Below are 11,920 nucleotides of genomic sequence, written 5' to 3'. Positions count from 1 at the left end.
TGATTAGGACCGTCGCAGAGACCTCCGGCGAACCGGAGGCAAGCGTGACGGTGATCGCCCGCACCCTTCGCGAGGGCGGATTTATTACAACGGGGGGCCGCGGCCGTAGCGCGGCATCGATGACGACTTTCGATGCCGCCAGTCTCCTTCTTGGCGTGGGCGCCCCGGGCGACAACACCAAAGCCGCAGCGACCGTGGCTCGCTTGTCAGCCGCCGCCCTTGAGAAGTCGCTTACTTGGAAGCGAGGCTCCCCGGACGGGCGCCAGAAGGCCGCCGTGGTCCCGAGCAACCTCAACATCAACACGGGCGATGAACTGATCCACGTCATCGCCAGGCTGCTCAACGAATTTGAGCTACCGAAAATTGGTGCGACCGGGCTTCGGAAAATTCGCCCGAAGCCTCCAGTTCAAAACGAAGACGGAGCCGAGATCTGGCTTCCGCAGGCGATTCAACTGGAGACCACGTTCGATCAGCGTGGCTGGTCGGCGGACCTAGAAGTCACCACCTCCGATGGACGGCTGGTCCGCTTCGTGTTCGCCGAGACGCAGCAAGCCCTGCGGCACACGACGACCGAGCTTAGATGGAAGCGATCCTCCGTCACCCTCCTGCCCCCGATCTTTGAAGCTGTTGTTTGTTGCCTGCGGGACGAACCGAGCCCCGTGTACGCGTTCCCGAGGCCCGTGGATTGAAGAGATCGCCACTCCCACAGGGCCTCACCCCCAGAGGCCTTACAGTGTCGCAGGCCGCGGCGCTTGCAGGACTAAGCGAGGGCACGTTCGCCACAGCACGGGCGCGCGGAGACTACCCGAATCCAACGCTGCCGGGCGGTCGCATTGACCGCGTACTCCTGGAACAGGCCATGGATCGCCTGAGCGGGCTACTCACCGAACGGGAAGTCAACGACCCGCTGACCATGTGGGAGAGCAAGCGCAATGCGCGTCGCGCTTAGGGGCATCAATACCGTCAAGAAGCGGCTGAGCGACGGCCGCGTCGCTCGCTACTACTATCACCGCGAAACCGGCGCGCGCCTGGAGGGTGAACCTGGCTCGGCTGAGTTCGTCGCGTCCTATGCTCGCGCCGAGCAGTTGGTCCGAGAGCGCCACTCCACCGGCGTGTTCGCCAGCCTGATCCGCGACTACACGATGTCGCCCGAGTTCAAGACCCAGCTCGCCGATAGCACCCGCAAGGAGTACCTGCGCAAGTTGACCTTCGCCGAGGCTGAGTTCGGCGACCTGCCGATCACGGCGCTGAACAATCCGAAGGTGAAGGCGCCGCTGCTGGCTTGGCGAGCCGCCGTGGCCACGGCGTCGGGCGCGCGTGAGGCCGATTACAGGCTATCGGTGATCTCCGCGATGCTCAGCTGGGCGGTGGACAATGGGCGGATCGACACCAATCACCTGAAGGGCTTCAAGCGCCTCTATAGATCGAACAGATCGGACATCATCTGGCTGCCGGCGGACATCGAGGCGTTCATGAGCGCAGCGCCGCTGGCGATGCAGCGCGCGCTGATCCTGGCCCTGCACACCGGCCTCAGGCAGGGCGACATCCGAAAGCTCTGCTGGAGCAACTACGACGGCGCCAACCTCACCCTGCGCATCGGCAAGAACCAACGCGGCGGCCAGAAGGCTCCGCTGGTCACCATTCCCTGCACGAAGGCCCTCCGCGCGATGCTGGACGGGATGGAGCGGCAGTCCGCGGTCATCTTGACCACAAAGGAGGGAAGGCCCTTCACGGCCCGCTATTTCGGCCATCAGTGGGACAGCGCCATGACGCTCGCCGGCCTTGAGAGCTCGCCGCTCCACTTTCACGACCTGCGAGGCACCGCGGTGACCATGCTCGCGGAGGCGGGCTGCAGCGTGGCTCAGATCGTGGCGATCACTCAACACTCGCTGGCGACGGCCACCCGGATCCTAGAGGTCTACCTGTCGCCGACTCGGCACCTGGCGAACCAGGCGATCGCCCAGTTCGAGAACGCCAAGGCAACAGAATTTGCAAACCAGCTGCAAACCGGCGCTCAGAACGCGCGGTTCGGCACCAACCAAAAAGGCTGATACCCCAATGTATTCAAGGGGAAGAAGTGGCGCGCCCGGAACGATTCGAACGTCCGACCCTCAGATTCGTAGTCTGATGCTCTATCCAGCTGAGCTACGGGCGCGCAGTGCCTTTCGGCGAAGGCGCGGAACCTAGTCGGCGAGGCTCCGGTTGGCAAGCGGGGGCGAGCGGAAAATTTCGCCCCCGCCGATTTTCTTTTCAGAGCCCCGGAAGGCGGCCGCCAAGCCCCTTCAAAATCGCCCCGCCGACCCCCGGCACGCCGAAGGGCGACTTGCCCTGCTGGCCGCCTTGGCCGCCCTGGTTTGCCCGAGCGACGTCCTCGTCGTCGCCGCCCATGCCCGGCATCTCCATGCCCAGCATCGCGCCGGTCTGGGATTTGTACCGGACCTTGACCGTCCAATCGATGTTCCAGGCCACCTTCGGGTCGTCCGGACGCGGCGGATAGGAGATGTTGGTCTCGCCGCCGTAGGCGGCCAGCTGGACGATCGCCTGGGGCGCCGCCTTGGTGAACTCCACCGGAATGGTGCAGCTGGTCGTGCCGGGCGCCATCAGCGCCCGCGACGCCACCAGCCGCTTGAGGTCCGCCGAGGAGAGATACTCCGGCAGGGCGAAGGCCGAGGCCTGCACCTCGCTAGACGACCACATGACCACCGTGTCGCCGTCAGACGCGCCGACCGCGGTGGCGAGATAGCCCTCGGCGTTGCTGAGCGCGTTCCAGGCCAGTTGGCCCGAGCCGCTGGGGTTCACCAGGTTCTTGGTCAGGTTGAGCGGCCCCAGGAAGTCCTGCTGGGCGGCCAGGGCGAACTTGATGTCGGGGGTGTAGGTGCCGCGGATCAGGTGATCGCCGACCAGCGAACCGGCGCCCGGCACCGAGGTGCGGGTCTTGTCGTTCGGCCACTCGCCGTAGGTGGTGTTGCGGCTGGGCGACGGCGGCTGCATCGCCGTGCCGAGCTGCCCGGCCAGGGCCTGCATGCCGGGCGGAATCTGCCCCGCCGCGACCTTGGCGAAGTCGATGACGATCGGCTGTCCGGCCTTGGCGTGCTCGCCGCAGCCCCAGAAGACCAGCAGCTTGCCTTTGGGCTTGTAGTTCTCGGGCATGTAGTTGTCTTCGCGCGGCGGCCCCACCGGACCGTTCGGCGTCACCAACGGCAGGCTCTGGCCGGCCCGCAGCCCCGCCGGCGGCAGGTGCTCGGCGCTCGGCGCGCCGGTCGGCTTGCGCGAGGTGCCAAGCTGCAGGTTCAGGGTCTTGGCGACGTTCGAGCCGCCGCCCCCGCCCATCATCGCCCCCATCATCGCGCCCATCGAAGGGCGTCCGCCGTCCCCGCCGCCCATGGCGCCGAATCCGGTCTGGGTCTGGGCGCTCATCCAGTAGGTGGCGACCGGGCCGGTCACCTGCTGCTTGGTCTGCGCATCGGCTGCGCCGGCCAACAGGCCCGCGCCGGCCACGAGGGCCGTCGTTCTCACCCACTGCATGGGCAGGTCTCCATTCAGAACTCTAAGAACGCGGGTCTCTAAACTGTATGCGCAGCTGCAGCGTTCTCCAAATCGTCGAATGGGCCCAGGCGCGCGACGAAAGCGCCGAAGGCGTCAGACGGGCAGATCGCGCCAGCCGCGGACGCCCGTCCAGGGCGTGGCGGCGTAGACGCCTCGGGCCGTCGCCCGCGCCAGGACGTCGGCCGCCAGCGCCCCGATCCGCGCCACGACGTAGTCGGCGCCCTCGGCCGGCAGCGGCCGGCGGGCGGTGGACAGCGCGAACACCACGTCGCCGTCGAACGGCGCATGGATCGGACGAATCGCCCGGGCAAGCCCGTCCTGGGCCATGATCGCCACCCGCTTGGCCTGGGCCGGGGTCAGGGCGACGTCGGTGGCGACGCAGGCGATGGTGGTGTTCATCCGGGTCTTCGGATCGGACTTGGCCAAGCCCCACTCGTCCGGCCCGGCGCGCAGGTCGCCCGCGCCCAGGCCGCCGAACTCGCCGGCCAGCTCGAAGGGCGCGGCCCAGAAGGCGCGGCCGCCGGGGGAAACGACCGACCCGAACGAATTGACGCAGACCAGCGCGCCCACGGTGATCCCGTCAGAGCTGACGATCGAAGCCGACCCGGTCCCGCCCTTCAGCGCCCCGGCCATCGCGCCATAGCCGGCGCCGGCGGTGCCGAGCTCGACGTCGAGGCCGGCGGCGAGCGCCGCCTCGCGCCCGAGACGGCGATAGGGCGGCTCCTCGCCCCAGGCCTTGTCGCCGCCGTTGGCGAGGTCATAGAGGATCGCGCCCGGCACGACCGGCGAGCGGGGCACGCCGCTCGAGCTGACCATGCCGTAGCCGCGCCCCTGCGCGCCCAGCCAGCCCACCACGCCGTCGGCGGCCGCCAGGCCGTAGACCGAGCCGCCGGACAGCACGATGGCGTCGACCGCGTCGACAAGGTTCTCCGGGGCCAGGGCGTCGGTCTCGCGGGTGCCGGGACCGCCGCCGCGGACGTCGCAGCCGGCGACCGCGCGCTCGTCCGGCAGGATGACGCTGACCCCGGTGCGGGCGGCCGCGTCGCTGGCCTGGCCGACCTTCAGGCCCGGCACGTCGGTGATCAGGTTGCGCGCGCCGGGCGCGGCGGAGGGCATCTGGCTCATAATCGGCATCGAAAGCACGGCGGCGCATTTGTTGTCCACGCGCGGATGGCTATGGTGGCGCTCTTCTCCCCTCCGCCTCCGACGGGTTCTACGTGCTTCAGCTCCAGCGTTTCGCCGCCCTCCCCCTCGCCTTGGCCCTGGCCGCCTGCGCCACGAGCGCCACGAAGGAGGCGCTGGCCCCCGCCCCCGCGCCGACCGCGACGGCGCCGGGCCCGAAGGTCATGGTCTCGGCCGCCAATCCGCTGGCGGTGGAGGCCGGGCTGAACGTGCTGCGCAAGGGCGGCTCGGCGGTGGACGCGGCGGTGGCCGTGCAGGCGGTGCTGAGCCTGGTCGAGCCGCAGAGCTCGGGCGTCGGCGGCGGCGCCTTCATGACCTACTACGACGCCAAGACCAGGAAGGTGACGGGCTTCAACGGCCGCGAGACCGCGCCGGCCGGCGCCACCGACACCATGTTCCTGGACGCGTCCGGCAAGCCGCTGCCGTTCCCGGTGGCGGTGACCAGCGGCAAGGCGACCGGCGTGCCCGGCGCGGTGGCGATGCTGGCCATGGCGCAGGCCCAGCACGGCAATCTGGCCTGGAAGGACCTGTTCAGCGACGCCGAGCGGCTGGCCGCCGACGGCTTCGTGGTCAGCCCGCGCCTAGCCGGCATGATCGCCAGCCCGTTCCCGCAGGCGGGCGTCCCCGACGCCAAGGCCTATTTCACCAAGCCTGACGGCCAGCGCTACCAGGCCGGCGACGTGCTGAAGAACCCGGCCTATGCGCAGACCGTGCGCAAGATCGCCGCCGAGGGTCCCAAGGCCCTGCTCGAAGGCTCGATCGCCGAGGCCATCGTCGCCAAGGTGCATGAAGGGCCCCTGCCCGGCACGATCACCCTGGCGGACCTGAAGTCCTACAAGCCCAAGGCCGACGACGCGGTCTGCCGGCCTTACCGCGTCTACATCGTCTGCGTGCCCAACGCGCCGTCCAGCGGCGCGGCCCTGCTGCAGGCGCTCGGCATTCTCTCGCACACCGACATTGCCGACCGCGGCCCCACCGATCCGCAGGCCTGGTTCCTGTTCGCCCAGGCCAGCCGCCTGATGTACGCCGACCGCGACCGTTACTTCGGCGACCCGGACTTCACCCCAGTGCCGATCGAGGGCCTGCTGGAGGACAGCTACGTCGCCCAGCGCGCCACCCTGATCGGCGACGTCGCCGGCCCGGCCCCGGGCCCCGGCACGCCGCGCGGCGCCGGCGCCCTGGCCCCCGACGCCACCAAGGAGCCGGGCGGCACCTCGCACTTCGTCGTCGTCGACGCCGACGGCAACGTCGTGTCGATGACCACCACGGTCGAGAGCATCTTCGGCACCGGCCGCATGGTCGGCGGCTTCTTCCTGAACAACCAGCTGACCGATTTCTCCTGGGCCCCGGCCAACGCCGACGGCACCAAGGCGGCCAACGCCGTGGCGCCGGGCAAGCGCCCGCGCTCGTCCATGGCCCCGACCATCGTGCTGGACCGCGAGGGGCGCTTCGTGGCGGCCGTCGGTTCGCCGGGCGGCAACTCGATCCTGGCCTACAACCTCAAGGCCCTGGTCGGCATTCTCGACTGGAAGCTGAGCGTGCAGGACGCCTTCAACCTGCCCAACCTGATCGCCCGCGGCGACAACATCGCCTCGGAGCCGGCTCGCTACGCGCCGGGCGTCGTCGACGCCCTGGCGGCCAAGGGGATCGCCTTCAAGGGCAGCGGCGGCGAAGGCTCGGGTCTGCACGGCGTGATGGTCACCCCGCAGGGCCTGCAGGGCGGCGCGGACGAACGCCGCGAGGGCGTCGCGAAGGGCTTCTAGCTCTCGGCGTTCTTGGCGCGCCGGCGCTTCGGCGTCGGCGCGCGGGTCGGCGCGCCTGGCAGACGTAGTTCGAACACGGTGCCCTGCGGCCCTGTCTCGGCCAGCGTCAGGTCGCCGCCATGGCCCTGGGCCAGCTCATGGGCGATGGCCAGGCCAAGGCCCGCCCCGCCCTGCCGCGTCGAGCCGGCGAACGGCTGGAACAGGCGCTCGCGCGCCCGCTCAGAAACCCCCGGGCCGTTGTCGGCCAGGCGGATGACGCTGACCCCGTCCTCGTCGAACAGCGAGACCTGCACCGAGCCTGGGCTCTCGCGACCGGTCTGCAGCTCGATCGCCTGGCGGGCGTTGCGCATCAGGTTGACCAGGATCCGATGCAGCTGGTCGGGGTCGGCGACCACCTGGTCGGCTGGGTCGACCAGCGAGATCATCCGGACGCCGTCCGGCGACAACCGCGCCTCCTCCTCGGCGTCCTCGAGCAGCTGGGCCAGCCGCAGCGGCCGGACGTCGGGCGCGGCCTCCTCGGTCTTGCCATAGGCCAGCACGTCGCTGGCCAGCTTCACGGCCCGGTCCAGCGCCCGCTCCAGACGGGGCATGGCCTGGGTCACCTGCGGGTCCTTCAGCGCCGCCAGCCGCTCGGAGGCGATCTGGGCGCTGGTCAGCATGTTGCGCAGGTCGTGATTGATCTTGGCGACGGCTTCGCCAAGGGCGGCGAGGCGCGCGCGCGATTGCAGGGCGGTGCGCAGTTCCTCCTGCATCCGCTCCAGCTGCACCTCGGCGCGGCCGACCTCGTCGCGGCGGCCGGAGGGTTCGATGTGCGCGGCGGTGTCCTCGGGGTCGGCGGCGAAGCGCTCCATCGAGCGGGTGATCCGCTGCATCGGGCGGACCAGGAAGTAGTTGAGCGACAGGTAAACCAGGCCGCCTGCCAGGAACGAGACGAAACCCATGATCGCCAGCAGCCGCCACAGATAGGCGCTGAGCTCGGCCTTCAGCTCGGTGTCGGGCGCGACCACCTCGATGAACTGGGCCTTGTAGAAACGCGGCTCGGCGATCACCCGGACCATGCGGTTCTCGCCGCCACCGAACAGGGTCTGGAACGGGGCCGACAACCACGAGGCCGGGGCCTGGTCGCGCAGGTCGACGAGATAGGGCGGCTCCTCCAACCGCGGGCCGGGGACCTTCAGGAACCGGTTGCCGTCGTTGTCGAGCACCGCGACGGTCTGCACGCCCGCGCCCTCGCGCAGCTGCGAGGCCAGATTCTCGCTGAGGATCTGATCGGGCGCGACCTCGGTGGCCATCGAGGCCAGTTCGGCGGCGCGGACCCGGTCCAGCAGCCACTGCTCCTCGAACGAGGCGAGCGCGGCCGGCAGGGCGATGGCGCTGGCGCCGGCGACGAACAGAATGGTCAGAATCAGCAGACGCGCCGACAGGCCGCCCGGCCAGAAAAAGCGGCGCGTGGGCGGCTTCTTGGGCGCCGAAGGAGAGGGGGCGTCCGCCATGACGACTCCCCCGTTACTGCACCCGGAACGGTTCGGCAACGCAGCGCCGTTCCGAAGCGTGGCCGATTCCGTAGGAAAGCCCGCGCTTTGACCTCAATTGGCGCCCACCGCCAGGGCGACGGAGGCGAAGCCGTCGCGGCGAAGCAGGTCCGCCAGCTCGCGCTTGATTCGGGTCACTAGGCCCGGGCCGCCGAACACCATGGCCGAATAGAGCTGCACCGCAGACGCGCCGGCCCGGATCTTGGCGTAGGCGTCCTGGCCCGAGCCGATCCCGCCGGCCCCGATCAGCGCCACCCGACCGCCGGCCGCCTGGGCGAAAGCGCCCAGCATCCGGGTCGACAGCGCCGTCAGCGGCGCACCCGAAAGCCCGCCGGCCTCGCCGGCCAACCGGGACGCCAGCTGCGGGCGGCTGATCGTGGTGTTGGAGACGATGATCCCCTCCAGGCCGTTGGCGACCACGGTCTCGACGATCGCCTCGACCTCGCCGTCCTCCAGGTCGGGGGCGACCTTCAGGAACATCGGCACGCGGCCGTCGGCGGGCAGCGAATCGCGCGCCTGGGCCAGCCGGCCGAGCAGCTCTTCCAACGCAGCCTTGGTCTGCAGCGCGCGCAGGCCGGGCGTGTTGGGCGAGGAGATGTTGATCGTGAAGTAGGAGGCCAGGCCCCACAGCCGCGTCAGACCGGTGACATAGTCGGCGACGCGGTCCTCCGCGTCCTTGTTGGCGCCGATGTTGGCGCCGACCACGCCAGGCCCGCGCCGCGCCAGGCGGGCGGCGAACGGCTCAAGTCCTTCGTTGTTGAAACCCATGCGGTTGATCACCGCCTCGTCCTCGGTCAGCCGGAACAGCCGCGGGCGCGGATTGCCGGCCTGGGCCAGCGGGGTGACCGTGCCGCATTCCACGAAGCCGAAGCCGCTGGCCAGCATCGGGCCGAACACCTCGGCGTTCTTGTCGAAGCCAGGCGCCAGGCCCACACAGTTGGGCAGCTTCAGGCCGGCGATCTCCGTCGCCAGGATCGGGTCGTCGCCGCCGGCGCGCGGGCCGAGCCCCAAGGCCAGCAGACGAATGGTCAGGCGGTGGGCGTCCTCGGGATCGAGGACGTGCATGGCGCGGGCGGCGATGTCGTGCAGGCTCATGCGAGCTTCCCTAGCTGCGGAACCCCGTCCGAGGCCAGCGGCGCTTCCGTGACGCCCAGCACCTTGTCGACCGTGAGCTCGCCATAGAGATGCGGGAACAGATCCCCGCCGCGCGAGGGTTCCCAGACCAGGGCCGCGCCCAGGTCGTCGGCCTCGATCTCCAGCACCACCAGGTCGGCCTGGCCCTTGAAGTGACGCCGCGCCGTCTCGGCCGCCTGGGCGGCGGTCGAGAAGTGGATGAAGCCGTCGGCGTGGTCGACGGCCGAGCCGTCGAAGGCGCCCGCCGCCTGGGCCAGGGTCCACTCGGCGCGGGAAAGGATCTTGTAGATGCGCGCCATGCTCAGCCCCGCGGGAAGAACAGGCCGTCGTAGGCCGGGCGCCCGGCGGCGTCGAACAGGAACACCGCCGCCGCCGCCGTCGGGAAGGCGGCGTGGGCGCGGGCGATCAGCGGCGCCGGGGCCGAGCCCTCCGACAGCAGCCGGATGGCCAGTTCCTGCAGGCCCGGATTGTGCCCGACCACCATCACCGTGCGCGAGCTCTCGCCGGCCGCTTCGGCCAGTTCGCGGATGATCCGCTCCTCGGCCAGGTACAGCGAGCGCTCGAAGCGCGCGGCGCAGGCGGGAAACGCGCCTTGCGCCGACGCCCAGGTCTCGCGCGTGCGCTGCGCCGACGACACCAGCGCGATGTCGGGGACGAGGCCCAGGTCGGCGAGATTGGCCGCCATCGCCGCCGATTCCCGCACCCCGCGATCAGTGAGCTTGCGGTCGAAGTCCTCGCCGCTCTTGGAGTCGCGCTCCGCCTTCCCGTGGCGCATGAGAATAAGCCGATCCATGAACTCTCCGCCGCGCTCCTTGCTGTCTGACGCGCCCCGAGCGCTGCTTGGAAGGTGTCATAGCCGCCTAGAGCCGATACGCGAAGCTGTTGACAGCGAAAGAGCTTGGCGGTCCAAGCGCTAGATGAGCGCGATTGCGATCCCGAAGGGCGAAACGGGCGGGGGCCTGCACAGCTTCCCTGCCGATCGGCCGCTTCGGTTGGACTCGGGCGCGCTGCTCAGCCCGTTGGAAATCGCCTACAAGACCTACGGCGCGCTGAACGCCGACAAGTCCAACGCCGTGCTGGTCTGCCACGCCCTGACCGGCGACCAGCATGCGGCCTCGCCGCACCCGGTGACCGGCAAGCCCGGCTGGTGGGACCGGGTGATCGGCCCGGGCCTGCCGCTCGATCCCGAGCGTTACTTCATCATCGCCACCAACGTCGTCGGCGGCTGCATGGGGTCCACTGGACCGGCCTCGCTGAACCCGGCGACCGGCGAGCCCTACGCTCTCTCCTTCCCGGTCATCACCATCGCCGACATGGTGCGCGCCCAGGCCATGCTGATCGAGGCGCTGGGCATCGAGACCCTGTTCGCCGTGGTCGGCGGCTCGATGGGCGGGATGCAGGTCCTGCAGTGGGCGGCCGACTATCCGGAGAAGCTGTTCTCGGCGATCTGCATCGCCGCGGCGGCCCGCCACTCGGCCCAGAACATCGCCTTCCACGAGGTCGGGCGCCAGGCGATCATGGCCGACCCCGACTGGCGCGGCGGCGCCTACCAGCTGGCCGGCGTGCGGCCGGAAAAGGGCCTGGCCGTCGCGCGCATGGCGGCGCACATCACCTATCTGTCCGAGCCGGCCCTGCAGCGGAAGTTCGGCCGCGAGCTGCAGCGCGACGGCCTGTCCTGGGGTTTCGACGCCGACTTCCAGGTCGAGAGCTACCTGCGCCACCAGGGCGCCAGCTTCGTCGACCGCTTCGACGCCAACTCGTATCTCTACATCACCCGTGCCCTGGACTATTTCGACCTCGGCGCGCGGTGCGGCGGGGTGCTCGCCGAGTGCTTCGGCAAGGCCCGGCATGTCCGGTTCTGCGTGCTCTCGTTCTCGTCCGACTGGCTCTATTCCACGGCCGAGAGCCGCGACATCGTCCGCGCGCTCAACGCGGCCGGCTGCCGCGCCAGCTTCGCGGAAATCGAGACCGACAAGGGCCACGACGCCTTCTTCCTCGACGAGCCGGTGCTCGATTCGGCGCTGCGCGGCTTCCTGGCCTCGGCGGCCGACAAGCGGGGCCTTGCGTGACCGCCATCCGCGACGACTTCAAGGAAATCCTCAGGATGGTGCGCCCGCACGCGCGGGTGCTCGACGTCGGCTGCGGCGAGGGCGAACTGCTCGAGCTGCTGACCCAAGAGAAGGGCGTCGACGGCCAGGGCCTGGAGCTGTCGCGCGAGGGCGTCGCCGCCTGCCTGGCCCGCGGCCTGGCGGTCGTCCAGGGCGACGCCGACCGCGATCTCGACAACTTTCCGACCAAGGCCTTCGACTACGCGGTGCTGTCCAAGACCCTGCAGCAGGTGCGCGACCCCAAGCACGTTCTGTCCGAGCTGCTGCGCATCGCCGACCGCGCCGTCGTCTCGCTGCCGAACTTCGGCCACTGGCGGGTGCGGATGGACCTGCTGACCAAGGGCCGGATGCCGGAGACCAAGGCCCTGCCCGAGCCCTGGTGGTCGACGCCGAACATCCATCTCTGCACGCTGCGCGACTTCACCGCCCTGTGCGAGGACCTCGACCTGCGGATCGACGCCTGCGCCTCGCTGGTTCCGGGAAAGCCCGCCCGGCAGATCGACCCGATGGCGCCGATCGAGAATTGGCGGGCGGAGAACGCCCTCTTCCTGCTCAGCCGAAGAGCGGAGCCGGCGCCTCCAAGCACGCCGGCCCCGCCCCCAGGCGACCTCTTCGAATAGCGGCGGGCGGCGGGGGGACCTTCCGCCCTGGGGGG

The 11,920-nt window shown here is 70.1% G+C and carries 11 protein-coding genes and 1 tRNA gene; 5 read left to right on the top strand and 7 right to left on the bottom strand.

Annotation, left to right across the window (positions count from 1 at the left end; genetic code table 11):
* The first annotated feature begins 44 nt into the window (after positions 1 to 44).
* Together ACSQ2H_RS03215 and ACSQ2H_RS03210 are read left to right on the top strand one after the other, a co-directional pair.
* Entirely contained in the window at positions 45 to 689 is a 645-nt protein-coding gene (locus ACSQ2H_RS03215; protein ID WP_436060013.1) for a hypothetical protein, read from the top strand.
* Between the two features lie 243 nt (positions 690 to 932).
* Positions 933 to 2,051 carry a tyrosine-type recombinase/integrase gene (locus tag ACSQ2H_RS03210; protein WP_436060012.1) on the top strand — a complete coding sequence of 373 codons (1,119 nt, stop codon included), beginning with the start codon at positions 933 to 935 and terminating at the stop codon, positions 2,049 to 2,051.
* A gap of 27 nt (positions 2,052 to 2,078) precedes the next feature.
* On the opposite strand, the gene ACSQ2H_RS03205 is transcribed toward ACSQ2H_RS03210, so the two are convergent.
* From ACSQ2H_RS03205 to ACSQ2H_RS03195, 3 genes are all read right to left on the bottom strand, one after another.
* Positions 2,079 to 2,155 (bottom strand) — tRNA-Arg (locus ACSQ2H_RS03205).
* A gap of 95 nt (positions 2,156 to 2,250) precedes the next feature.
* Positions 2,251 to 3,525: a hypothetical protein gene (locus tag ACSQ2H_RS03200; protein ID WP_436060011.1), complete on the bottom strand. Its 1,275-nt coding sequence runs from the start codon at positions 3,523 to 3,525 to the stop codon at positions 2,251 to 2,253.
* 114 nt (positions 3,526 to 3,639) lie between these two features.
* Positions 3,640 to 4,662: a P1 family peptidase gene (locus ACSQ2H_RS03195; protein WP_436063542.1), complete on the bottom strand. Its 1,023-nt coding sequence runs from the start codon at positions 4,660 to 4,662 to the stop codon at positions 3,640 to 3,642.
* A gap of 101 nt (positions 4,663 to 4,763) precedes the next feature.
* On the opposite strand from ACSQ2H_RS03195, the gene ggt reads away from it, so the two are divergent.
* A complete protein-coding gene (ggt, locus tag ACSQ2H_RS03190) occupies positions 4,764 to 6,491 on the top strand; it encodes a gamma-glutamyltransferase (protein ID WP_436060010.1) in 1,728 nt (575 codons plus the stop codon).
* On the opposite strand, the gene ACSQ2H_RS03185 is transcribed toward ggt, so the two are convergent.
* The 4 genes from ACSQ2H_RS03185 to ACSQ2H_RS03170 all read right to left on the bottom strand — a co-directional run bounded on the left by ACSQ2H_RS03185 (position 6,488) and on the right by ACSQ2H_RS03170 (position 9,950).
* Entirely contained in the window at positions 6,488 to 7,984 is a 1,497-nt protein-coding gene (locus ACSQ2H_RS03185; RefSeq protein ID WP_436060009.1) for a sensor histidine kinase, read from the bottom strand. The two genes, ggt and ACSQ2H_RS03185, sit on opposite strands and share 4 nt — an antisense overlap.
* A gap of 93 nt (positions 7,985 to 8,077) precedes the next feature.
* Positions 8,078 to 9,118 (bottom strand): quinone-dependent dihydroorotate dehydrogenase, encoded by a 1,041-nt coding sequence (locus ACSQ2H_RS03180; RefSeq protein ID WP_436060008.1) that lies wholly within the window; start codon positions 9,116 to 9,118, stop codon positions 8,078 to 8,080.
* Positions 9,115 to 9,456 carry a DUF952 domain-containing protein gene (locus tag ACSQ2H_RS03175; protein ID WP_436060007.1) on the bottom strand — a complete coding sequence of 114 codons (342 nt, stop codon included), beginning with the start codon at positions 9,454 to 9,456 and terminating at the stop codon, positions 9,115 to 9,117. The genes ACSQ2H_RS03180 and ACSQ2H_RS03175 overlap by 4 nt, the downstream gene beginning before the upstream one ends.
* A 2-nt stretch (positions 9,457 to 9,458) precedes the next feature.
* Positions 9,459 to 9,950 (bottom strand): SixA phosphatase family protein, encoded by a 492-nt coding sequence (locus ACSQ2H_RS03170; RefSeq protein WP_436060006.1) that lies wholly within the window; start codon positions 9,948 to 9,950, stop codon positions 9,459 to 9,461.
* Between the two features lie 124 nt (positions 9,951 to 10,074).
* Here ACSQ2H_RS03170 and metX point away from each other — a divergent pair, with 124 nt between their 5' ends.
* Together metX and metW are read left to right on the top strand one after the other, a co-directional pair.
* The gene (gene metX, locus ACSQ2H_RS03165) at positions 10,075 to 11,226 is read left to right on the top strand and encodes a homoserine O-acetyltransferase MetX (RefSeq protein WP_436060005.1); all 1,152 of its coding nucleotides are present in this window, start codon (positions 10,075 to 10,077) and stop codon (positions 11,224 to 11,226) included.
* Positions 11,223 to 11,885: a methionine biosynthesis protein MetW gene (gene metW, locus ACSQ2H_RS03160; RefSeq protein WP_436060004.1), complete on the top strand. Its 663-nt coding sequence runs from the start codon at positions 11,223 to 11,225 to the stop codon at positions 11,883 to 11,885. Before metX ends, metW begins: the two co-directional genes overlap by 4 nt.
* Positions 11,886 to 11,920 lie beyond the last annotated feature (35 nt).

It is taken from the genome of Phenylobacterium sp. LjRoot97, from assembly GCF_964254345.1.
Taxonomy (GTDB): Bacteria; Pseudomonadota; Alphaproteobacteria; order Caulobacterales; family Caulobacteraceae; genus Phenylobacterium.
The sequence above is the reverse complement of the archived record's forward strand: the minus strand, read 5'-3'. Positions and strand labels throughout refer to the sequence as shown.